Origin of the sequence: Rhizobium sp. NFR03, from assembly GCF_900111275.1 — a bacterium.
Lineage (GTDB): Bacteria > Pseudomonadota > Alphaproteobacteria > Rhizobiales > Rhizobiaceae > Ferranicluibacter.
This window is the reverse complement of the sequence record NZ_FOGR01000001.1, coordinates 926853-949067: the sequence shown is the minus strand read 5'-3', so window position 1 is coordinate 949067 and position 22215 is coordinate 926853. Positions and strand designations below refer to the sequence as shown.

General features: G+C 63.0%; 22 protein-coding genes and 1 pseudogene. 11 read left to right on the top strand and 12 right to left on the bottom strand.

The genetic code is table 11. The annotated features are described in order from the left end of the window. Nucleotides 1–49: 49 nt before the first annotated feature. The 3 genes from BSG19_RS04460 to BSG19_RS04450 all read right to left on the bottom strand — a co-directional run bounded on the left by BSG19_RS04460 (nucleotide 50) and on the right by BSG19_RS04450 (nucleotide 2488). The gene (locus BSG19_RS04460) at nucleotides 50–760 is read right to left on the bottom strand and encodes a GntR family transcriptional regulator (RefSeq protein ID WP_092985168.1); all 711 of its coding nucleotides are present in this window, start codon (nucleotides 758–760) and stop codon (nucleotides 50–52) included. Nucleotides 761–924: 164 nt separating this feature from the next. Continuing rightward, complete coding sequence (locus BSG19_RS04455) at nucleotides 925–1404, bottom strand: pyridoxamine 5'-phosphate oxidase family protein (RefSeq protein ID WP_092985166.1); 480 nt, start codon at nucleotides 1402–1404, stop codon at nucleotides 925–927. Between the two features lie 115 nt (nucleotides 1405–1519). Further along, a complete protein-coding gene (locus BSG19_RS04450; RefSeq protein ID WP_092985164.1) occupies nucleotides 1520–2488 on the bottom strand; it encodes a sugar-binding transcriptional regulator in 969 nt (322 codons plus the stop codon). Nucleotides 2489–2765: 277 nt separating this feature from the next. Here BSG19_RS04450 and tal point away from each other — a divergent pair, with 277 nt between their 5' ends. The 8 genes from tal to yjfF all read left to right on the top strand — a co-directional run bounded on the left by tal (nucleotide 2766) and on the right by yjfF (nucleotide 13040). Next, nucleotides 2766–3722 carry a transaldolase gene (gene tal, locus BSG19_RS04445; protein WP_092985162.1) on the top strand — a complete coding sequence of 319 codons (957 nt, stop codon included), beginning with the start codon at nucleotides 2766–2768 and terminating at the stop codon, nucleotides 3720–3722. A 415-nt stretch (nucleotides 3723–4137) separates the two neighbouring features. Continuing rightward, a complete protein-coding gene (locus tag BSG19_RS04440; RefSeq protein WP_092985160.1) occupies nucleotides 4138–5799 on the top strand; it encodes a ribulokinase in 1662 nt (553 codons plus the stop codon). 50 nt (nucleotides 5800–5849) lie between these two features. Next, nucleotides 5850–7358 carry an L-arabinose isomerase gene (araA, locus tag BSG19_RS04435; protein WP_092985158.1) on the top strand — a complete coding sequence of 503 codons (1509 nt, stop codon included), beginning with the start codon at nucleotides 5850–5852 and terminating at the stop codon, nucleotides 7356–7358. A 7-nt stretch (nucleotides 7359–7365) separates the two neighbouring features. Beyond that, nucleotides 7366–8079, top strand: a complete 714-nt coding sequence (gene araD / locus BSG19_RS04430; protein WP_092985156.1) for an L-ribulose-5-phosphate 4-epimerase AraD — start codon at nucleotides 7366–7368, stop codon at nucleotides 8077–8079. A 192-nt stretch (nucleotides 8080–8271) separates the two neighbouring features. Next, nucleotides 8272–9234 (top strand): galactofuranose ABC transporter, galactofuranose-binding protein YtfQ, encoded by a 963-nt coding sequence (gene ytfQ, locus BSG19_RS04425; RefSeq protein WP_092985154.1) that lies wholly within the window; start codon nucleotides 8272–8274, stop codon nucleotides 9232–9234. Nucleotides 9235–9498: 264 nt separating this feature from the next. Then, the gene (ytfR, locus tag BSG19_RS04420) at nucleotides 9499–11049 is read left to right on the top strand and encodes a galactofuranose ABC transporter, ATP-binding protein YtfR (protein WP_092985152.1); all 1551 of its coding nucleotides are present in this window, start codon (nucleotides 9499–9501) and stop codon (nucleotides 11047–11049) included. A 6-nt stretch (nucleotides 11050–11055) separates the two neighbouring features. Beyond that, nucleotides 11056–12072, top strand: a complete 1017-nt coding sequence (locus BSG19_RS04415; protein ID WP_092985623.1) for an ABC transporter permease — start codon at nucleotides 11056–11058, stop codon at nucleotides 12070–12072. Continuing rightward, nucleotides 12069–13040 (top strand): galactofuranose ABC transporter, permease protein YjfF, encoded by a 972-nt coding sequence (gene yjfF / locus BSG19_RS04410; protein WP_092985150.1) that lies wholly within the window; start codon nucleotides 12069–12071, stop codon nucleotides 13038–13040. Before BSG19_RS04415 ends, yjfF begins: the two co-directional genes overlap by 4 nt. A 53-nt stretch (nucleotides 13041–13093) precedes the next feature. Here the strand turns inward: yjfF and BSG19_RS04405 are convergent, their stop codons facing one another. Both BSG19_RS04405 and BSG19_RS04400 read right to left on the bottom strand, forming a co-directional pair. Continuing rightward, nucleotides 13094–13327 (bottom strand): hypothetical protein, encoded by a 234-nt coding sequence (locus BSG19_RS04405; RefSeq protein ID WP_092985148.1) that lies wholly within the window; start codon nucleotides 13325–13327, stop codon nucleotides 13094–13096. A 2-nt stretch (nucleotides 13328–13329) separates the two neighbouring features. Continuing rightward, the gene (locus BSG19_RS04400) at nucleotides 13330–13530 is read right to left on the bottom strand and encodes a hypothetical protein (protein ID WP_092985146.1); all 201 of its coding nucleotides are present in this window, start codon (nucleotides 13528–13530) and stop codon (nucleotides 13330–13332) included. Nucleotides 13531–13668: 138 nt separating this feature from the next. Here BSG19_RS04400 and BSG19_RS26325 point away from each other — a divergent pair. Continuing rightward, nucleotides 13669–13782: pseudogene (locus BSG19_RS26325) on the top strand (four-helix bundle copper-binding protein); the annotation flags it as partial. Between the two features lie 17 nt (nucleotides 13783–13799). Here the strand turns inward: BSG19_RS26325 and BSG19_RS04390 are convergent. Beyond that, nucleotides 13800–14387, bottom strand: coding sequence for a cysteine hydrolase family protein (locus BSG19_RS04390; RefSeq protein WP_092985144.1), 588 nt, complete (start codon nucleotides 14385–14387; stop codon nucleotides 13800–13802). 12 nt (nucleotides 14388–14399) lie between these two features. After that, nucleotides 14400–14591 (bottom strand): hypothetical protein, encoded by a 192-nt coding sequence (locus BSG19_RS04385; RefSeq protein WP_092985142.1) that lies wholly within the window; start codon nucleotides 14589–14591, stop codon nucleotides 14400–14402. Between the two features lie 197 nt (nucleotides 14592–14788). On the opposite strand from BSG19_RS04385, the gene BSG19_RS04380 reads away from it, so the two are divergent. Both BSG19_RS04380 and BSG19_RS04375 read left to right on the top strand, forming a co-directional pair. Further along, nucleotides 14789–15646 carry an SDR family oxidoreductase gene (locus BSG19_RS04380; RefSeq protein WP_092985140.1) on the top strand — a complete coding sequence of 286 codons (858 nt, stop codon included), beginning with the start codon at nucleotides 14789–14791 and terminating at the stop codon, nucleotides 15644–15646. 92 nt (nucleotides 15647–15738) lie between these two features. Further along, nucleotides 15739–16374, top strand: a complete 636-nt coding sequence (locus tag BSG19_RS04375; RefSeq protein WP_092985138.1) for a flavodoxin family protein — start codon at nucleotides 15739–15741, stop codon at nucleotides 16372–16374. On the opposite strand, the gene BSG19_RS04370 is transcribed toward BSG19_RS04375, so the two are convergent. The 5 genes from BSG19_RS04370 to coxB are packed head-to-tail and all read right to left on the bottom strand — an operon-like array spanning nucleotide 16371 to nucleotide 21953. After that, nucleotides 16371–17420, bottom strand: a complete 1050-nt coding sequence (locus tag BSG19_RS04370; protein ID WP_092985136.1) for a c-type cytochrome — start codon at nucleotides 17418–17420, stop codon at nucleotides 16371–16373. The two genes, BSG19_RS04375 and BSG19_RS04370, sit on opposite strands and share 4 nt — an antisense overlap. Next, nucleotides 17414–18061 carry a cytochrome c oxidase assembly protein gene (locus BSG19_RS04365; protein ID WP_092985134.1) on the bottom strand — a complete coding sequence of 216 codons (648 nt, stop codon included), beginning with the start codon at nucleotides 18059–18061 and terminating at the stop codon, nucleotides 17414–17416. The genes BSG19_RS04370 and BSG19_RS04365 overlap by 7 nt, the downstream gene beginning before the upstream one ends. Next, nucleotides 18058–18435 carry a hypothetical protein gene (locus tag BSG19_RS04360; protein WP_092985132.1) on the bottom strand — a complete coding sequence of 126 codons (378 nt, stop codon included), beginning with the start codon at nucleotides 18433–18435 and terminating at the stop codon, nucleotides 18058–18060. Before BSG19_RS04360 ends, BSG19_RS04365 begins: the two co-directional genes overlap by 4 nt. A gap of 3 nt (nucleotides 18436–18438) precedes the next feature. Next, on the bottom strand, nucleotides 18439–20970 hold the full coding sequence (gene ctaD, locus BSG19_RS04355) for a cytochrome c oxidase subunit I (RefSeq protein ID WP_092985130.1): 2532 nt from the start codon (nucleotides 20968–20970) through the stop codon (nucleotides 18439–18441). Further along, a complete protein-coding gene (coxB, locus tag BSG19_RS04350; protein WP_280142393.1) occupies nucleotides 20967–21953 on the bottom strand; it encodes a cytochrome c oxidase subunit II in 987 nt (328 codons plus the stop codon). The genes ctaD and coxB overlap by 4 nt, the downstream gene beginning before the upstream one ends. Nucleotides 21954–22215 lie beyond the last annotated feature (262 nt).

The following is a 22215-nucleotide window of genomic DNA, read 5'->3' as shown; positions in this document are numbered from 1 at the left end:
CTTTCTGTCTGTATGGCGCGGTGAGGGGCGAGCCGGCCTTGGCCGTCGCTCAGAGGTTCTGGATGGCGGTCGCCTTGCCCATGTCGCGGGCGACATATTCCTGGATCTGCCGCACGATCTGCGCGGCATGGGCCATGGCCAGCCGGTCGCATTCTTCCACGTCGCCGGCCTCGATCGCGACGATGAACGCCTCGTGTTCATCGACATATTGCCGGGGAAGACGGTCGTCGAAGGTGGAGTAGTAGAGCCGCAGGATCCGCCGTCCCTCGTCCAGCAGGCGGCTGAAGAAGGTGACGTAATAGGGATTGCCGCCGAGGACGGCGATGGCGACGTGAAACTCGCGGTTTGCCTCGATCATGCCATAGGCATCATGTGCTTCGACCGCTTCGGCAAAGGCGCGTTGATGCCGGCGGATCTCCGTCATCTGCGCGGCGTCGCGGCGCGAGGCGGCCGCCCGGGTCGTGACGCGGTACATGAGGGTCAGCGCATCGAAATAGGTGGGAAGTGCTGCAAAATCGATGGTGGCGACGATGGTGTTGCGGTTGGGAAGCGTCGTCACGAGACCGTCGGCAGACAGGCGCAGCAGCGCCTCGCGGATCGGTGTTCGCGACATGCCGAAACGCTCTGACAGCCGGACCTCATCGAGGGGGCTCCCGGGCGACAGCGCCATGGAGAGAATCTCGGCCCTGAGAGCGGCATAGACGCTCTGGGTTCCCGAGCCGCGAGCGCGAACCGTTTCCGGGGAGATGGCTTCCGTCATGAGACCCCTCTGTGCGTTCCGATACACCCTTCGTGATGAGGGCCTATGCCGGTTCTAACATGGGGTAATACAGGCTGTCGACATAATGACTGCATCCGGCACGACGAAAAACGGCGCGGCAGATATGCCGCGCCGCTGAGGCCTGATCGGTTACGGGAGACCGGTCAGAGGTTGACCTTGGCGTTTTCGCCCATGTCGGGCTTCGTGTTGGAAACAGCGGCGGCTGCCATCTTGATGTAGCTGATCACGGTGCCGGGGCTGTCCCAGTATTCCGCGAAGGATGGCGTCACACGCAGGATGCGGATCTTCGGATCATCCGGGCTGTCCCACCAGGCCTTGGCCGGTGTGCCCCAGAGTTCCTTGATCTTTTCGCGGTCGTTTTCGATGGATGCGGTGCCGGACAGCGAAACGTATTTCTGGCCCTTGGTATCCGCGAAAGCCAGGCAGACGTTCGGATGCGCTTCGACCTCGTCGTCTTTGTGACTGTCGGCATCCGTCAGAAAATATACGGAATTTTCCATGCGTTCGACATAGGCCGCCATCGGCCGGGCGCGAATATCGTTGCCTGTCTCGGTCGCGAGCATGCAGAAGCCGATCTTGTCGATCAGATCCCAGACCTTCGTCGTGTCATCGGTATGCGCCATGTGGGTCTCCTTGGGTTCGTTTCGCCAGGAAGAACAGCGGAGACCGGCTTTCTGTTCCGTCTGTCGTCGGATGGGATGTCCAAACGGCGGCCGGTGACTCAGGCTATCTGGTTACTCAGGCTATCTCCAGCAAGCCCCGCGCAGCCGCCTCGTCCGTGATCAGCGTGTGGCACCCGGTACGCGCCATGGTCGCACGAATGGCCGCGACCCGTTTGCGACCGCCGGATGCGATGACGACATGACGGGCCTTGGCGACGGCGGAGAGGCCCACGGACATCACGCGCCGGTTCAGCGGATGATCGACGCTGTTTCCCGCCGCATCCAGAAAATGACAGAGCGTATCGCAGACCGTGCCTGCCGCCAGCAGCGCCTTCAGATCTTCCGGCAACAGGAAGCCCGGGGAGAGCGACGAGCCGTGAGCGCTGAAATCGCCGCAGCTGACGACAGCGATGTCGAGCATTTCAGCCGTCGCGAACAATCGGTCCAGTCCGCAGCGCTCGATGAGGCGTGCCTTGGTTTCTTCCGAATCCACGATCAGTGGCGCCAGCATCAGCATGCAGTCCGCGCCGAGCGCGCTCGCCAGCCGCCACGAGTAGTCGACCGGATTGAGCGTTGATGTCTCGACCAGCCCGCCCAGCAGCGAGACGATCTTGGCGTTCTCCATGCGTGGGGGGCGGAAGGTCTGGAGCGAGGCACTGAGCGTGCGGCCCCAGCCGACCCCGACGACATTGCCGTCGCGGATCACCTCCGACAGGAAGGTGCCGAGCGCCGCCCCGACATCGCGGGCGGTTTCATCCACATCGCCTTCGCCCGGCACGACGATCGCCTCGTCCAGGCCCAGCTTTTCCTCGAGACGCAGCGCCAGGCCGGTGCAATCCTCCGGTGTTTCGTTGATCCAGATCTGCACCTCCGCGCGCTTCACGGCCTCATCCAGCATGCGAATGACGGTTGCGCGGCTGATGCCGAGGTTTTCGGCGATGTCCTTCTGGGTCAGGCCTCTGTTGTAATAGAGCCAGGCCGCCCGCAGGCGCAGCGAGCGTGTGTCGAGCAGGATATTGGGATTGGTCCGGTCCAGTCTGGCCAAGGCGTCTTCCTTCCGCGGATCGCGGTCTGAGGTGCCTCAAAAACAGGAGATTTCCCACCGGAATTCTCGCAAGAGAGGCACAACTTTTGAATAAACGATTTGACAAAAGTCATCAAGCTACTCATATCGGGACGTGCCGGAAGCGGAACCCGATGCTCGTATTCCCGTTCGGTCTCATGATCCGTCGCGTCGCGGCGGAGGTCCTATCGAGGGCAGTCGTGTGGCTCCGAAGAGGCCGCATGCAGGACCCTCCGACAAAAGATGACGAAAGGCGAAGATGATGTCCAAGCTGGAACAATTACGCGGCATCACGACCGTTGTGGCCGACACCGGTGATGTCGAGGCCGTTGCCCGCCTCAAGCCGGTGGATTGCACGACCAATCCGACCATCGTGCTGAAGGCTTTGGGAACGCCGCTGTTCGACGAGATCAATGCCGAAGCTGTGACCTGGGCCAAGAGCCAGTCGACCTCCGGCGATGCGCTGGTGAGCGCCGTTGCCGACCGTCTGGCCGTGTCCGTCGGCGCCGAGCTTTCCAAGCTCGTTCCCGGCCGTGTCTCGACCGAGGTCGACGCCGACCTGTCCTTCGATACGGAAGGCTCGATCGCCAAGGGCCGCGCCATCATCGCAGCCTACAAGGAGCGCGGCATTGAACGCGACCGCATCCTGATCAAGCTCGCCTCCACGTGGGAAGGTATCCGCGCGGCCGAAGTGCTGCAGAAGGAAGGCATCGACTGCAACCTGACGCTGCTTTTCAGCATGGCCCAGGCCGTCGCCTGCGCCGATGCGAAGGCTTTCCTGATTTCGCCCTTCGTCGGACGTATTCTCGACTGGTATGTCAAGTCCACCGGCGAAAAGTACACCTCGGAAACCGATCCGGGCGTCGTCTCCGTGCGCGAGATCTACAACTACTACAAGGCCAACGACATCAAGACCGTCGTCATGGGCGCCTCGTTCCGCAATATTGGCGAGATCGAAGCGTTGGCCGGTTGCGACCGCCTGACGATCAGCCCCGCGCTGCTTGAAGAACTCTCCAAGGATGACGGCAAGCTCGAGCGCAAGCTTTCGCCCGAGAACGTTACGCCGGTGGATAAGATCCACATGGACGAAAAGACGTTCCGCTGGATGCTGAACGAAGACGCGATGGCGACCGAGAAGCTTTCCGAAGGCATCCGTGCCTTTGCCAAGGACCTGCATGCGCTGCGCGATCAGGTTTCAAAGCGTCTCGCTGTCTAAGCAGGCGGGAGCGTTATTCGACGTCCATGAGGGCCGGTGCATCGATGCATCGGCCTTCTTGCTGTCATGCTGCCGTGGCAATCTGCACCCGCTCGCGCGGGTCACGTGACGTCCATGCGGAAAACCAAAAGTTCTCTGTTTACAAAAGTATTACAATATGATTTTTCTGTCCGCGCCGTTCGAGGAACGGCATTCTTCGGGAGGGGAATCAGGATATTGCTGCATGCGCGTCGGCGGGCTCTATAGCTGCGTCGATCATGTCATGCACGGTGGGCGTTGTCGGTCCGGGAGGTCGGAACCGCATCGCACCTGACCTCCCTGCTGCGATCCCAGCGCGTGTCTGCACAGCGCGTTGTGGTCGCCGCAGTCCGTGACATCTAGGCAGGCTGACGTTTCGCATTTTTCTGGAGCTTTCATGTTCACTCTCGGTATCGACTACGGCACCAACTCGGTTCGCGCCCTTATCGTGCGCGCGTCCGACGGCAAGGAATACGGCACGGGCGTCGTGGATTATCCGAGCGGGACGCAGGGCGTGTTGCTCGATCCTCGCGACCACAATGTCGCCCGCCAGAGCCCGGCCGATTATCTCTACGGCCTGCAGGAAAGCGTGGCGCGCGCGTTGAGCCAAGCCGTTTCGCAGCCGGATTTCGACGTGTCGAAGGTCGCCGGCATCGGTGTAGACAGCACGGGCTCGAGCCCCCTGCCGGTGGATGCGAGCAACCAGGCTCTTGGCATGCTGCCGCAGTTCCAGGCCAACCCGAACGCGCAGTGCTGGCTGTGGAAGGATCACACGAGCTGGCGCGAGGCGGCCCGCATCACGGAACTCGCGGGCGAACACCGCCCGCAATATATCGCGATGGTCGGCTCGACCTATTCGTCGGAATGGTGGTGGTCTAAGATCTGGCGCTGCCTGACGGTTGCCCCGGATGTGTTCGCCGCCGCCCATTCCTGGGTCGAGCTTGCCGACTGGGTGCCGTCGGTCCTCGCCGGGGTCAAGAACCCGAGCGACATCGTTCGCGGCGTCTGCGCGGCCGGTCACAAGGCGCTCTACAACAAGGCGTGGAACGGGCTGCCGGACAAGGAATTCCTGGCGATGCTCGATCCGAAAATTGCGGATCTGCGCGACCGTCTGTACGACAACGCCCATGACGCCGCGACACCGGCCGGCGCTCTCTCTGCGGAATGGGCCGAGAAGCTGGGCTTGCCAGCCGGCATTCCCATCGCTGTCGGCGCGTTCGACGTTCATTACGGCGCTATCGGCTGCGGCGTCGAAGAGGGCACGCTGGTCAAGGTCATCGGCACGTCCACCTGCGACTGCGCAGTTGTTCCCGTGAAGACGCAGCCGGGCGATATTCCCGGTATTTGTGGCATCGTGGAAGGCTCGATCCTGCCCGGCTTCTTTGGCGTCGAGGCAGGTCAGTCGGCTGTCGGCGATATCTTCAAGTGGTGGGTCGAGGGCGTCTGTGGCGGCTCCGGCGCGCTGCACGGCGAGCTGACGGCGGAAGCCGAGCAGCTGAAGCCCGGCCAGACTGGCCTTCTCGCGCTCGACTGGAACAACGGCAACCGCACGATTCTGGTCGATCAGCGCCTGTCCGGCCTGATCCTCGGCCAGACGCTCTACACGACCCGCGCTGAGATCTACCGCGCTCTGGTCGAGGCGACGGCGTTCGGCGCGCGCGCGATCATCGAGCGCATCCGCGAATATGGCGTCGCGGTCGACCGCGTCGTCTGCACCGGCGGCATTGCCGAGAAGAACCCGATGCTGATGCAGATCTATGCCGACGTGACGGGCTGCACCATGCTGGTCGCCGGCTCCAGCCAGACCTGCGCGCTTGGTGGCGCGATCGCGGCTTCGGTTCTTGCCGGCGGGCATGCCGATTTCGAAACCGCGCAGTCTGCCATGACGTCGCTGCGCGAGGAGCGCTACGCGCCGATTGCAGAAAACCAGGCGGTCTATAACGATCTCTACAAGCTTTACCGCGACCTGCATGACAGCTTCGGCGGTCTGAACAAGCAGGCCGATCTCTCGGGCCTGATGAAGAGCCTGATCGACATCAAATACGCCGCCAACAGCTGATAATTCCGCGCCCCTCGGGTGCGACAGGATAGACAACAAGGACTGATACGATGTTTGGTTTGAAGCCCGCTAAAATCTGGTTCGTCTGCGGATCGCAGCATCTCTATGGCCCGGAAGCGCTGCAGCAGGTCACGGCGCATGCCGAGGAAATCGCCAAGGCGCTCGACGCTACGGGCAATTTTCCGCTGGAAATCGTCTGCCGTCCGATCGTAACGACGCCGGAGCAGGCTGCCGATCTCTGCATCGAGGCCAATGCCGATGCGGAGTGCGCCGGCCTTATCCTCTGGATGCACACCTTCTCGCCAGCCAAGATGTGGATCCGCGGTCTGGCGCAGCTTAACAAGCCGTTCCTGCACCTCCACACACAGTACGATCGCGAACTGCCCTGGGCGACGATCGACATGGACTACATGAACCTGAACCAGTCGGCGCATGGCGACCGCGAAGCCGGTTTCATGCACACGCGTCTGCGCCTCGGCCGCAAGGTCGTCGTCGGCCACTGGACGGACCCGGAAGTTCATCAGCGCATCGACGCCTGGATCCGTGCCGTTCGCGCCTGGCATGACTGGCAGGGCGCCCGCTTCTGCCGCTTCGGCGACAACATGCGCTTCGTCTCCGTTACCGACGGCGACAAGGTTTCGGCTGAAATGGCCTTCGGCTTCTCGGTCAACACCTACGGCATCGGCGATCTCGCCGCCCGCATGAACGCCGTCAGCGATGAAGACGTGAAGGCGCTCGCCGCAGAATACGTCAAGCTCTACAACGTCGTGCCGGAACTCGCCGAGGGCGGCGCCCGTCATGACTCGCTGCTCTACAACGCCCGTCAGGAACTCGGCATCCGCGCATTCCTCGAAGAAGGCGGTTTCAAGGGCTTCACCACCACGTTCGAAGATCTGCATGGCCTGACGCAGCTGCCCGGCATGGCGCCGCAGCGCCTGATGGCCGACGGTTACGGCTTTGCCGGCGAAGGCGACTGGAAGACGTCCGCTTTGCTGCGTGCGCTGAAGGTCATGGGCGAAGGCCTGACCGGCGCGACGTCCTTCATGGAAGACTACACCTACCATATGGCGCCCGGCTCCGAGCAGGTTCTCGGCTCGCACATGCTGGAAATCTGCCCGACCATCGCAAGCGGCACGCCGTCGGTCGAGATCCACGCGCTCGGCATCGGCGGCAAGGACGATCCGGTCCGCCTCGTGTTCGACGCCATCAAGGGCCCGGCGCTGAACGCGTCGCTGATCGATCTCGGCAACCGCTTCCGCCTGCTCGTCAACGAGGTCGAGTCGGTCGAGCATCCCGACCTGCCGAAGCTGCCGGTCGCCCGCGCCGTCTGGGAGTGCAAGCCGGACTTCAAGACCGCCTGCACCTCCTGGATTCTCGCCGGCGGCGCGCACCACACGGTCTACAGCTATGACGTGACCACGGAAATGCTGGAAGACTTCGCCACGATCGCCGGCATCGAGCTCGCCGTCATCAACGACGACACGACGCTGCCCGCCTTCAAGCAGGACCTGCGCAACAACGAGGTGTATTATCACTTCGCCCGCGGCATCCGGGGCTGAGGGCGTCATGTCGGTCTATACGGAACTGAAGCGCGAAGCTTACGAGGCGAACGTCTCGCTGCCGCGCCACGGCCTGATCAACCTGACCTTCGGCAATGCGAGCGCGGTCGACCGTGCTCGCGGCGTCTTCGCGATCAAGCCGAGCGGCGTCGATTATTCCGCGATGACGGTCGAGGACATGGTGATCGTCGACTTCGACGGCAAGCGGGTGGAGGGGACGCTCAACCCGTCCTCCGACACGCCGACACATCGCCGCCTGCTGATGGCTTTCGAGGAGATCGGCGGCGTCGTGCACACGCATTCCTCGCACGCGACCGCTTTTGCTCAGGCCGGCATGCCGATCCCGATCTTCGGGACGACGCATGCCGACTATTTCAACGGCGATATTCCGGTAACGCGCAAGATGACCGCTGAGGAAATCGGCACGGCCTATGAATGGGAAACCGGCAACGTCATCGTCGAGTGCCTTGGCAACGCCGATCCGCTCGATTTTCCGGGCGTCCTCGTCAACCGCCACGCCCCATTCACCTGGGGCAAAACGGTGGCGAAGGCGGTGGAAGTTGCCGTCGCCGTCGAGTGCATCGCGCACATGGCGATGATGTCCCTGCAGCTCGCACCGAAACTGCCGCAGATCGAGCCGGAACTCCTTGCAAAGCATTTCAAGCGCAAGCATGGGCCGGGTGCCTATTACGGGCAGAGCGACAGCAAAGCCACATCTTAAGTCGCTGTATTTCAACCACCCGCGCCTCACGGCGCGGGTGGTTTCGCATGGGCTTCAGAGGGCGGAGCGAGACCTCGAAATCTACGCAAAAAATGTCAAATCCCTTTAATTTTGCTCAAGCATCTACTTTACTAAAGTCATATTGTATGACTATATACCGGCATCGCCGAGGGCGATTTTTGGGAGGAAATCATGAAGTTTATCAAGGCACTTAGCTGTGCAACCGTTCTCGCTGGCTGTGTTTTCTCGGGCGCATCTGCTGCTGACATGACGGTCGGCTTCTCGCAGATCGGTTCTGAGTCCGGCTGGCGCGCGGCTGAAACCACGGTGACGAAGCAGGAAGCTGAAAAGCGCGGCATCGACCTCAAGTTCGCCGATGCCCAGCAGAAGCAGGAAAACCAGATCAAGGCGCTGCGTTCGTTCATCGCGCAGGGCGTGGACGCGATTTTCGTCGCGCCCGTCGTTGCGACCGGCTGGGACGAAGTGCTCGGCGAAGCCAAGGATGCCAATATTCCGGTTATCCTGCTCGACCGCACTGTCGATGCCGACAAGAGCCTCTACATGACCGCCGTCACGTCGGATCTCGTCCATGAAGGCAACGTTGCCGGCAAGTGGCTGGTGGACACGACTGCTGGCAAGCCTTGCAACGTCGTCGAGCTTCAGGGCACGACCGGCTCGTCGCCGGCCATCGACCGCAAGAAGGGCTTCGAAGAAGCGCTGAAGGGTCACGACAATCTCAAGATCGTGCGCTCGCAGACCGGCGACTTCACCCGCACGAAGGGCAAGGAAGTCATGGAAAGCTTCCTGAAGGCTGAGAACGGCGGCAAGAATATTTGCGCTCTCTATGCCCACAATGACGACATGGCCGTCGGCGCTATCCAGGCCATCAAGGAAGCCGGCCTGAAGCCGGGCACCGACATTCTCGTCGTCTCCATCGACGCCGTGCCGGATATCTTCCAGGCCATGGCGGCCGGCGAAGCCAATGCGACGGTCGAGCTGACCCCGAACATGGCCGGCCCCGCCTTCGACGCTCTCGCCGCCTTCAAGAAGGACGGAAAGGAGCCGCCGAAGTGGATCCAGACGGAATCCAAGCTCTACACCCAGGCCGACGAGCCGCAGAAGGTGTACGAAGCCAAGAAGGGCCTCGGCTACTAAGACACGAAGCTCGGGTCGGGACCTTGAGGGCCTGACCCTGGTTTCCAGCATGCGACCGGCGGGAGCAAAGGCCTCCGCCGGTTCATGTCTGCCGGTCGGCAATGACGCGTTCTGTTTCAGCGCTTCCGACCGCCGTCGCGCCGTATATCAGGCTGTATCTTCTCCTTGAACCGGAGAGGTGGGTCCTGCCCGGGCGACACCATCCACTGACAGCATTGGAGCGATCCGGGCGCATGAACGCCGACGGGCGCTCCGGGAGGGATCATGCAGCCAGATCCGGATACCATTCTATCCGCCAACCGCATCGACAAGGTGTTTCCGGGCGCCAAGGCGCTCAGTAATGTGGATTTTTCTCTCCGGCGCGGCGAGGTGCATGCGCTTCTCGGCGAGAACGGTGCGGGCAAGTCCACGCTCGTGAAGTGCCTGACAGGCGCCTATCATCGCGACGGTGGCACGATCCTGCTCGAAGGGGCCGAGATCGACCCGCGTGATACGCTGGATGCGCAACGGCTGGGTATCGGAACCGTTTATCAGGAGGTCAACCTTCTGCCCAATCTCAGCGTCGCCGAGAATCTCTTCCTCGGTCGTCAGCCCCGCCGATTCGGCCTGATCGATACGGCCGCCGTCAACCGCCAGGCGCGGGCGCTGCTGGCCGAATACGAACTCGACATCGATGTGACCGACGGTCTCGACAGCTTCTCGGTCGCCATTCAGCAGGTGATCGCCATTGCGCGCGCTGTCGATGTCTCCGGCAAGGTGCTCATCCTCGACGAGCCCACCGCCAGCCTCGATGCCCATGAAGTCGCCATGCTGTTTCGCGTCGTGCGGCGGCTGAAGGCGAGGGGGCTCGGCATCATCTTCATCACGCACTTCCTCGAACAGGTTTACGAGATCACCGACCGCGTCACCATTCTGCGCAACGGCCAGCTGGTCGGCACGCGCGAGACGGCGAGCCTCGAGCGGCGCGAACTGATCGCCATGATGCTCGGTCGCGAGCTGGCCGCGGAGGTTCACGACGAAGCGGGCACGGCGAAGACAGCCGATGGTCCGGTGCGCTTCCAGTTCCGCGACTTCGGCCGCAAGGGTCGTGTCAATCCCTTCAATCTCGATGTCAAGGCGGGCGAAGTTATCGGCATTGCCGGCCTTCTCGGCTCCGGCCGCACGGAAACGGCCGAAGTTATGTTCGGAGCGCGCCGCGCCGACAGCGGCACGGCGACGATCGACGGCAAAGCAGCCGATCTTTCCTCCCCGCGTGCCGCGATCCGCCATAAGTTCGGCTTCTGCCCCGAGGACCGCAAGACCGATGGCATCATCGGCGACCTCTCGGTGCGCGAGAACATCGCACTTGCGCTCCAGGCCCGGCGCGGCTGGGCGCGGCCCATCCCGCGTGCGGAGCAGGACCGGCTGGCAGCCGAGTACATCAAGGCGCTCGACATCCGCACGACGGATGCGGAAAAGCCTATCCGGCTGCTTTCCGGCGGCAACCAGCAAAAGGCGATCCTTGCCCGGTGGCTTGCGACCAATCCTGAGTTTCTCATTCTCGACGAGCCGACGCGCGGCATCGATGTCGGTGCGCACGCCGAAATCATCCGGCTCATCGAAACGCTGTGCGAAAAGGGCATGTCGCTCATCGTGATCTCGTCCGAAATCGAGGAACTGGTGGTCTACAGCCACCGCGTTATCGTGCTGCGCGATCACGAGCATGTGGCCGAACTCACAGGTGCCGAAATCACCACCGAGAGCATCGTCAATACGATTGCCGGACCGGCGAAGACGCCATCCAAATCAGCCGCAGCGGCCGGGGAGATCGCGTAAATGTCCATGATCGGTCTCTATGGAAAACGGCTGCTGCCGCAGTTCATCGCGCTTGCCATCATCCTCGGTCTCGTCTCGATTGCCTTTCCCGGTTTCTTCAACCTTCAGATCCAGAACGGCCGGCTCTACGGTTCGCTGATCGACATTCTCAACCGTGGCGCGCCGGTGGCGCTGCTGGCAATCGGCATGACCGTCGTCATCGCCACAAAGGGCATCGACCTCTCCGTCGGCGCCGTCATGGCAATCTGCGGGGCGGTGGCGGCCTCCGCCATCACTTCGGGCTATTCGTTGCCTGCTACGCTGCTCATCACGGTCGGCGTCGGTGTTCTCTGCGGCCTGTGGAACGGAATCCTCGTCGCCGTGCTCGACATCCAGCCGATCATCGCCACGCTGGTGCTGATGGTGGCCGGGCGCGGTATCGCACAGATGGTGACGAACGGCGCCATCCTGACCTTCAACGACGAAGGCCTGATCTTCATCGGCAGCGGCTCGCTGTTCGGCCTGCCGATGCCGGTGGTCATCTGGATCACGGCTGGCATTCTCGTCGCGCTTCTGGTCCGGCGCACGGCGCTCGGCATGCTGATCGAAGCGGTCGGCGTCAACCGCCGGGCGAGCACGCTTGCGGGTGTTTCAACGCCGGTGCTGCTGATCGCGGCCTATGTCCTTTCCGGCCTCTGCGCCTCCGTCGCCGGCATCATCGCGGCTGCCGACATTCGTGGTGCCGATGCCAACAATGCGGGGCTCTGGCTCGAACTCGACGCCATCCTCGCCGTCGTCATCGGCGGCACGTCGCTGCTTGGCGGACGATTCTCCGTCGCGGCGTCGCTGCTGGGTGCCATGATCATCCAGTCGATCAATACCGGCATTCTCCTGTCCGGCTTCCCGCCGGAGTTCAATCTGATCATCAAGGCGGCGATCATCGTCTTTATTCTGGTGCTGCAATCGCCGAAGCTGCAAGGCACGCTTGCCTTCTTCTCCCGGTCGAATGCCGCACCCAAGCCTGCGGAGAGCAAAGCGAAATGAAAGCCAAACATCTCCCTCTGGCTGCGACGATCCTCATCTTCGTCTTGTCCTATGCGCTCTGCGCCTTCCAGTTCCCCAATATCCTGTCGACGCGCGTCATCGGCAACCTCCTGACGGACAACGCCTTTCTCGGCATCGCAGCGGTCGGCATGACCTTCGTCATCCTGTCAGGCGGCATCGATCTGTCGATCGGTTCGGTCATCGCCTTCACCGGCGTCTTCCTCGCCGTGATGATGGAGAATACGTCCATCCATCCGCTCGCGGCCTTCGTGCTGGTGCTCGCCATCACGACCTGCTTCGGCGCGATCATGGGCGCGATCATCCATCATCTGGAGATGCCTGCCTTCATCGTAACGCTCGCCGGCATGTTCCTCGCGCGGGGCATGGCCTTCGTCCTGTCGATCGACAGCATTCCGATCCGGCATCCGTTCTATGCGACGATGAAGAGCTTCTATCTGAAGCTGCCCGGTGGCGGGCGGCTGACGCTGATCGGCGGCATCATGCTGCTCGTCTTCGCGCTCGGCATCCTCATCGCGCACCGCACACGGTTCGGCACCAATGTCTACGCGCTGGGCGGCGGGGCGCAGACGGCGCGGCTGATGGGGGTTCCCACGGGTAAGACGACGATCATGATCTATGCGCTCTCGGGTCTGCTTGCCGGCCTTTCGGGCATCGTCTTCTCGCTCTATACGTCCGCCGGCTATTCGCTGGCCACCGTCGGCGTCGAGTTGGATGCCATCGCGGCCGTGGTTATCGGTGGAACGCTTTTGTCCGGTGGTTCAGGCTTCGTTGCGGGAACGCTGATCGGCATCCTGATCCAAGGTCTTATCCAGACCTACATCACGTTCGACGGAACCCTGTCGAGCTGGTGGACGAAGATCCTCATCGGCTTCCTGCTCTTCGCCTTCATCCTGCTTCAGAAGGGCATTCTTTACCTCTCGCGCAACAATCGCGCGCTTGCAGCCTGATACGACAAGGCCGCGTCAAAGACGCGGCCTTGTCGTATTCCACGTGGCGGGTATCAGGAAGCCTTGCCAGGCTCTCCGGCGCTGGCGTCGCGCTCGTTGAAGTTCAGGTCGAAGTCCTTGCTTTCGCGCTTGGCGCCGGCCGGGCCGCTGTTGACGGTGCTGTCGTCGGAGCCTGTCAGCACGGTTGGCTTCGCGCTCGTGACGCCGTTGTTGTAGCGCCCGATGGTGGGGCGCTTGAAGGCGCCTTTGGCGTCCGTCTCTGCGGCGGGCTTATGGTTGTCCGTCATCATCAGTCTCCCTTGACCTTGCCTGCATCCGTCGCCTTTGCACGTTCCGGCTCTGCCAGCGTCTCGCCGTTCGCGTCGGGATGATGGTCGGGATCGTCGGTCGCCGGCAGGTAACCGCTCGGGCGGCTGGCTTCGGGGCCTTCCCAGCGGGGCTTCTGGTCGATCGTGCCGGCAGCGCCGGTGCTTTTGAATGCTTCTGTCATTTCGGTCTCCTCTCGCTATCTGCAAGGTGAACCGTCCGAATGGCTGGAGGTTCCATCGCCGGGATCCGCGCGGATGTCCGTGGAACTTCGACGGCGGCCCGCGGTTCGCTCTCCTTGTTCAAAACAGGGAGCAGTGCCTGCGCGGACATTTGCAAAGCCTGTGCCGATGATTGCGAACCCGTCGGTGACATGGACGAATGCGTTTCGGCTTGCCGTGCCTGCGCTGAAAGCTGCCGGCAGATGGCGGCCTGACGATCGGGGCCTGACAATCACGAGCGGGACAGCCAGTTCTCGGTATCCAGTATGTCCAGCTGGACCGAGAACCGGTTGCCAAGCACACGCAGCGTCGCATCATGCGTTTCGTCAGCCGAGCTGCAGATCGCGTCCTTGATCAGGATGACATTGAAGCCAAGATCGATGGCGCCGAGCAGCGTCGTCATGACGCAGACATCGGTTTCCCCGCCGGTGATCACCAGCGTCTCCACGCCTTCGGCGCGCAAGATGCGCTGCAGGTCTCCGCCAAACCACGGGGTGTAAACGGGCTTGTCATAGATATGCGCGGGCGGGGCGAAACGGGCCAGTTCCGGCACAAGGTCGAGCATGCCGGGCTCCAGCGCCTCGCGCGTCATGTTGCGCCACTTCTCGTAATAGGCTTTCCACGCGCCGATAGCCTCATTGGGGGAAGCGGGCGGAATGAAGCGGGTGAAGATCGTGCGTTCCGGCGCCCGCTCCACGCAGGCGACGGTGTTGGGAAGGATGCGGCCCATCCAGTCGACATGCCATGGCGTGTCCTCGGCGAACAGGCGTTGCATATCGACGCAGAGATGGCGCCATGTTCCGGTTGCGGGTGTAATCATGCTTCGGGTCGCTTATACGATGTGGTCCGTGGTCTTCCAGTGTTCTGCGATGTCGATGAAGGCCGCCTTGATCTCCTCGCGGCTCCAGCCGGCATGCATGGCGGCTTCCGTCACCTGCTGAACCTTGGCGCCGATCGCCTCGCGGCAATCGAGCGCGCGGTCCGCATAATCTTCCTTTTCCCTTGGCTCCTTGATGGGCTGCATGGTGGCTCCTCCTTATCCTGCACGGACAAGCACCGCCGTCCCGACGGATGGCTGCCGTGCGTCGGCTCTCTATGGGCCGATCTCATCCAGAAGAACCGCGGGCTGTCGCTAAGGTTCCTGCGGCCACTGCGCAACCAATCCGGCGCTTGCCTGTTCGGGATGCTCCATCACAGGTCTCCATCCTCGAGGAACGATCCATGCCAGATTATCCCACACCACCTTTTTCCGCCGAAAAGCAGCCGATGCCCGGCCTGACGCAAGCCATGAACCCGGTGCCGGACCATGGCGAGACGAGCTATGTCGGTTCCGGGCGCCTCAAAGGGCTGAAGGCGCTCATCACCGGCGGCGACAGCGGCATCGGCCGTGCGGTTGCGCTCGCCTATGCGCGGGAAGGGGCTGACGTCGCCATCGCCTATCTCAGCGAAGACGAGGATGCCGAGGCGACGCGCGCGCTGATCGAGAAGGAGGGGCGCAAGGCGCTGGTCCTCAAGGGCGATATTCAGGATGCCTCCCATTGCCGCGACCTCGTGGAGCGCACCGTCCGCGATCTCGGCGGCATCGACATCCTCGTCAACAATGCCGCGCATCAGGCGACGTTCAGCGATATCGGGGAGATCAGCGACGAGGAGTGGGAGATGACCTTCCGCGTCAATATCCACGCGATGTTCTACCTCACCAAGGCCGCGGTGCCGCACATGAAGCCCGGCAGCGCGATCGTCAACACCGCCTCCATCAACTCCGACAATCCCAATCCGTCGCTGCTCGCTTATGCCACCACCAAGGGTGCCATCCAGAACTTCACCGCCGGCCTTGCCCAGATGCTCGCCGAGAAAGGCATTCGTGCGAATGCGGTGGCGCCGGGGCCGATCTGGACGCCGCTCATTCCCTCCACCATGCCGGAAGAGCAATTGCGGAATTTCGGCAAGCAGGTGCCGATGAAACGGCCGGGCCAGCCAGCGGAACTAGCCACGGCCTATGTCATGCTCGCGGATCCGCTTTCCAGCTACGTCTCCGGCGCAACCATCGCCGTCACAGGCGGCAAACCGATCCTCTGATCTCAACTTTCTCCCTCGACGGGCCCGGTGCACTCTTGCTCCGGGCCTTCGCCTTTTCCGCCTCATCGATGAGGCCATTCCAGGATAAGATCATGTCGTACACCGAACCGCGTCTCAAGGCGCTCGCTCTCAACGCGACGCTCAAGCCGTCCACCTCCGACACGCCGTCTTCGACGGAGCGTCTGCTGTCGCTGATTTCCGCCAGCTTCTCGAAGCTCAATGTTCAGACCGAGATCGTCCGGTTGAGCGAGCACAACATCCTGCCGGGCGTGACGTCCGACGAAGGCGAGGGTGACGACTGGCCGGCGATCCGCCAGAAGCTTCTTGCCGCCGACATCCTCATTCTGGGAACGCCGATCTGGCTCGGGCAGCTGTCCAGCATCGCCAAGCGCGCACTGGAGCGCATGGATGCGTTTCTGGACGAGATGGATGGGGAAGGACGCATGGTTTCCTATGGCCGGGTTGCCACCGTCGCAGTGGTCGGAAACGAGGACGGCGCGCACAATGTCTCGGCGCAGGCGTTCCAGGCGCTCAACGATCTCGGCTTCACCCTTCCGGCCAATGCGGTTGCCTATTGGGTTGGCGAGGCGATGGGATCGACCAATTTCTCCGATCTCGAAGAGATACCCGAGGCGGTTACGAATGCCATCGACATGATGACCCGCAATGCCGCGCATCTCGCAGGCCTTCTGCAGGGGAACAACTACCCCGGGGAGGAAGAGACTTAGCGGCTGGCGAAGTAGGCGGAGAGCGCCTGAATGTCGGCCTCATCAAGATTTTCGGCGGCTGTCTTCATCAGGTCCGCATAGGGCCCGCCGCCGCGTTTTCCCGAGACGAACAGGCGGAGCTGGGTCGCGAGATAGGCCGGGCTCTGACCGGAGAGCCGGGGATAGGACGGGTTCCCATCGCGTTTCTCATGACAGGTGAGGCAGGCAGGGATGCGGCGGGCCGCATCTCCGGTCTCGGCGAGCCTGCGGCCGTGATCGAGAGCTTGAGGGTCGGCACTTTCCGGTGCCAGTCTTTGGCGCGGCCGGGCGGCATAGGCAGCGGCAAGCGCGGGAAAATCATCCTTGTCGAGCGCGCTCATGGCGGTCTGCATGACGCCGCTCGGGCGCTTGTCTTCGGCATAGGCGCGCAGGCTCTCGAGAAGATAGGCTACGGATTGCCCGGCGAGCGAGGGAATGAGGCTGCCCGCATCGAGGCGGCTTTCGGCGTGGCAGCTGTCGCAGGTCATGGAGGGCGGCTCGACCGTGCCGGATGGCGTGGCGGAGAGGCCTGCCAACTCGCGATAGGTATCCGCGTGCATGCCCGGCACCTTGCGCAGGAAGGCAACCATCGACCAGACCTCGTCCTCGCGGTTGGTGGTCGGCCAGGCCGGCATGCCGGTGTAGCGAATACCGTGCTGGACGATCTGGAACAGTTCGGCATCGGTCCAGGTCGGCACCACGCGCCCGAGATCCGGAGGCGGCGGCAGCATGGCCAGTGTTGCGGCCGAGCGGCCCTGCGCGGGTGATCCATGGCAGCGGGCGCAGCCCATCTCGAACTGACCGGCCGCCAGCGGCAGGCGGGCGGGATCGTCGAGCGGCGGTGGCGTTTCCACGCGCAGAGCCGCGGTGCGTGTCGAGTTGCGCATGACCCAATGCAGGAACCAGTCGGTGACCGCCCAGTGCCCGCCGCTTGCGCCGAGCGGGATGATGCCGAGCCAGCCGATGAAGAAGCCGAGGAGCGGAAGGGCCACCAGCGTGGCGACGACGTGGCGCCAGCGGATCAGCATCTGGCCTCTCCCGTCTGTTGGTCACGGTTGAGGATGCCGGCGAGCAGGGCGACGCCGCCGATGAGATAGGAGACGGCGCCGACGGCGAGCATGACGACCCCGCCGGCCTGCTGATCGATGGTAGCGCCAAGTGGTATGCCGAAGCAGGTGACGTCGCCCTCGCCATAAAGCGGTCGGGGGCTGAGCGCGAGGAGCACTCCCAGAAGCGTCATGTGCATGGAGGTGAAGAGCAGCCCCAGCGTGCCGGCAAGTTGCCGTCCCATGCGCCCGTCGGCAGCACCGCCGAGGCAGGCAAGCCAGAGGATAAGGCCGCCCGCGAGAAACATTCCCTGCTCCAGAAGACCGAGGGCCGGGCTCGCCTCGACCAGAGCGCGTACCGCCGGCACGTGCCAGAACCAGACGATGACGAGTTCGAGAAGCGAGGCCAGCAGAGGCGTCATCCAGGGCATGCGGCGCAGCGGATCGAGCCGGGTCCCGGACAGTGCGATGGAGAGAAAAGGGGCAGCGATAGCGACGATGGCCATATGCAGGATCATATGGGCGGCAAAGGAGGATTCGTTCCAGCTGGCGACGACCCCGGCTGTTATGGCGGCGAGGACGGCGAAACCGGAGAGAAGGGCTACCTTACGGGCGAGGATCATGACTGGCAGGCTCCGATGAAGAAAAGCGGAACCGTGACGTAGAGGACGGAGACGAAGCTGAGGCCCGACAGCAACAGAGTGGCAAAGCCCTGGAACTTGCGCCGGTCGTCCTGTGTCGGGGCATCGTGGGGCGGCACCTCTGTGCCGAAACCCCATTGCCGCCACGCAAGCCAGGCCGATAGCACGATGACGGCGAGTGCAGCGACCGTGATGCCGCCGAGCAGCCAGCGCATCGTCTCGAAGGACATGGCGAGCGCGCCCTGCTTGGCGCAGTAAACGGCAACGGCGACATAGCAGACGAGGAAATGAAGCGCCCAGACCGTTGGCGCTGTGAACAGCGTCCAGAAGGTCTCGATTTCCTTGATCCACCGCATGTCTCACCTCACCAGCGGAAACAGGCCGAGGACGCCGAAGGACGTCACGGCGGTGATGACCATGAAGTGCCAGTAGAGCACGACATTGTCGATATCCATGTCATAGCGCGCCGTCATGCGGCCGGTCAGGCTGCGGGCAAGACAGTAGAGCTGCATGATGATGCCGACGGCGCCGTGGACGACCGTCCAGATGGCGACGACCCAGACGATGGCGGGATAGACGTAGAGCGTCGGGTCCATCTCGTAGGCAAAGGGACCGGCGAGCCCGGCCGCGCATCCGCCGAGCGACAGAAGCGCGGCTACGCCGAGTGCTGCTTGTGTCAGGCGCGGCCTGTCGTGGGCGTTCAGGCTGCGGGCCGCAAGCATTGCGCCCCAGGCGATGACGAAGAGCGTCAGCGCCACCATCGGCCAGAACACGCCGGGGCCGGCATGGCCGCCGGTGAAGTCGTCATGGATCGTCCAGTAGAAGAAATAGCCGAAAATCAGGCTGGCATAGGCGGTGCCGTCGCCGACCATGGTGATGAACATCGCCCACCAGCCGACGGAGTCCGGGCCGGAGGCATAGACCGGCAGGCGGACGCCCATGCCGACATCATAGTCGTCGGATTCCGGAATGGTCGCCGTGCCTGTCCACAGCCAGTAGAGGATGGCGCCGAGGGTTATCACGGCGCAGGCGATGGTGACCAGCCACCAGTGGAAGGTGAGGGCGATGAAGACACCGCCGAGCGAGAGCGCGGCCACGATGGTCACGACGGATGTGCCACCGACGCGCAGGCACTGGACGGGACGCGCATCGAGTACGGTCGTCACCAGCGTTTCGCGCTGCCCGCTTTGGCTGTCGGGCAGGAAGTAGCGGCCGGCGCTGATGTTTTCGACCAGATCCTTCTGGTCCCAGACGGGGTAGCGGCTGTGGATGACGGGAACGGAGCGCACACCCCATTTCTCGTCAGGCGAGCCGATAAACTCCAGCGTACCGGCATTCCAGGGGTTCTCGGGGCAGCGCGGCTGCTTCTTCTTCGGCCTGACGACGTCGATCACCACGAGCCCGACACCGGCTGCGAAGATGAAGGCGCCGATGGTCGAGATCATATTGAACCAGTCCCAGCCGACATCCGCCGGGTAGGTGAAGACGCGGCGGGGCATGCCGCGCAGACCCGCGAAATGCATGGGGAAGAAGGCGGTGTTGAAGCCGGTGAACATCAACCAGAAGGCGATTTTGCCGAGCCTGTCGGAAAGCTTTTTTCCGTCCAGCAGGGGATAATAATAGTAGATGCCGGCAACGACCGGGAAGAGCATGCCGCCGATCAGGACGTAGTGGAGGTGGGCGACGATGAAGTAGGTATCGTGCGCCTGCCAATCGAAGGGCACCAGCGCCACCATGACGCCGGTCAGGCCTCCGATGATGAAGATGGCAAGCCCACCCGCGCCGAACAGCATCGGCACGGAGAAGATGACCCGCCCGGCCAGCATGGTGGCGATGAAGACGAAGATCTGCACGCCCGTGGGAATGGCGACCGCCTCGGATGCCGCCGAGAAGAAGGCGAGCGACATCTGCGGCAGGCCGGTCGCGAACATATGGTGGACCCAGAGCCCGAAGCTCAGGAACCCGGTGCCGACGGCCGCCAGCACGATCCAGGAGTAACCAACGATGGGGCGCTGCGAGAAGGTGGGCACGACCATGGCCATGATGGCGATGGCGGGCAGGAAGATGATGTAGACCTCGGGATGGCCGAAGATCCAGAACAGGTGCTGCCAGAGCAGGGGATCTCCGCCACGCGCCGCATCGAAGAAAGGCCAGTCGAACATCCGCTCCATCTCGAACAGGATGTCGCCGGCGATCAGCGGCGGAAATGCGAAGAGGATCATACCGGCGACGATCAACAGGTACCAGGCAAAGAGCGGCATGAGATTGATGCGCATGCCGGGCGCCCGGCATTTCATGATCCCGACGATCAGCTCGACGGCGGCGGCAATGGAGGCGACCTCGATAAAGGAGAGGCCGAGCAGCCAGATATCGGCGCCAATGCCGGAATATTCCTTGTCGGTGGCGAGCGGCGGGTACATGAACCAGCCCGTATTGGGCGCGGCGTTGAAGAAGATCGAGCCGCAGACGAAGACGCCGCCGAGCGCAAAACTCCAGAAGCCGAAGGCCGAGAGGCGCGGGAAGGGCAGTTCCCGCGTGCCGAGCATCGAGGGCAGCAGGTAGATCGCCACGGCCTCGAAGATCGGCACCGCAAACAGGAACATCATGATGGTCCCGTGCAGCGTGAACGCCTGATTGAACAGATCGGCGGAGATGAAGGTGTTCTCGGGCACGGCGAGCTGCACGCGCACCATGAGGCCGAGAAGGCCCGCAAAGAGCATGAAGATGAAAGCCGCCGCGCCGTACCAGAGGCCGATCTCCGTATTGTTGACCGAGGTCCAGTAGCGCCAGCCCGATGGCGTCGTCCACACCTTGCGCAGACGTTCCTCCTGCGCGGCACGGATCTCCGGCGGTGCTTCCGGTGCGGGGGCCAAGGGAACGTTCGCGCTCATTTCAGGCCTCCGAGCCAGGCGGCTATGGCTTCGATGTCACCATCGGGCAGCATGCCGAAAGCCGGCATCTCGACGCCGGGCTTGATGGCATCGGGCTCGCGGATGAAGCGGGCAATGTTGTCTTTGGTGTTTGCCAGCGTGCCCGCCGCAATGGTCTGGCGTTCGCCAATGCGGGTGAGGTCCGGCCCGATGCGGCCGATGGCCGGCGTGCCCGCGATGGTATGGCAGGCAGCGCAACCGTGACGGAAGAAGAGGTCTCGGCCGGGATGGGCCGGTTGGGGCATAGCCGCCGCCTCGATGCGCGACTGGCGCCACGCGTCGAAATCCGGGCGCTCCATGACGATCACGGAGAAGGCCATGAGGGCATGCGACGTGCCACAGAATTCGGCGCAGGGGGCGCGATAAACACCCGTCTTCGTCGGCTCCAGCGAGAGCACGTTGTCGCGACCGGGGATCATGTCCATCTTGCCGCCGAGCGACGGGATCCAGAAGGAGTGTATGACATCAGCCGCCTTCAGCCGGAACGTCGTCCGTTCGCCGACCGGGAGCCGCAATTCGTTCGCGGTCTCGAAAGCCGTATTGCCGCCGTCGTCCAGATAGCGCAGGCGCCACCAGAATTGCTCGCCGGTCGCCTCGATCTGCGGCTTGTTGTCCATCAGCGCGGGCATGAAGGGCCGGATCTGCGGCATCAGCCAGACGGCATAGGCGAGCAGGCAGAACAAGACAATTACAGGGAATGCGACGCCACCGCCAAGGATAAGCCAGCTCGCCTTGCGGGCCGTGATCGGCTCCCGCCGGGCGTGACCCGCATACAGCAACAGCCCGACCACCAGCGCCCAGATGATGGCGCCGCCGACGACCATGACGATGAAGAGATGATGGACAGATGTTGCCTCGACGCCGGCGGGATCGAGTGCCGACTGTTTGCCGGAACAACCGGAAAGGAAAACACACCCGGGAAGGACCGCGCTCCTGAAGAGGATCGCCGGCGTCAGGCGACAGTGAATGTGAGGCGGGGTCTGGAGCCGTCCTGAAATCGCCGCGTCTCTCCTGTGTTCAGTAAGTCCATCGTGTCGAAAGCCTGTTTTGGCGATATGTTGCGCAAGCCCGCAATGGCAAGTGGTAAAAACGACGGAAAAACCTGAAAATGGTCATGTTTCCCGGTGCTTGAAAAGCTTTGTCTGCTTTCCGTTTCGGCTCGGGGGGTAAGTTGATGTTGAAGCGGAACCGGTGTGGCCTGAGGTC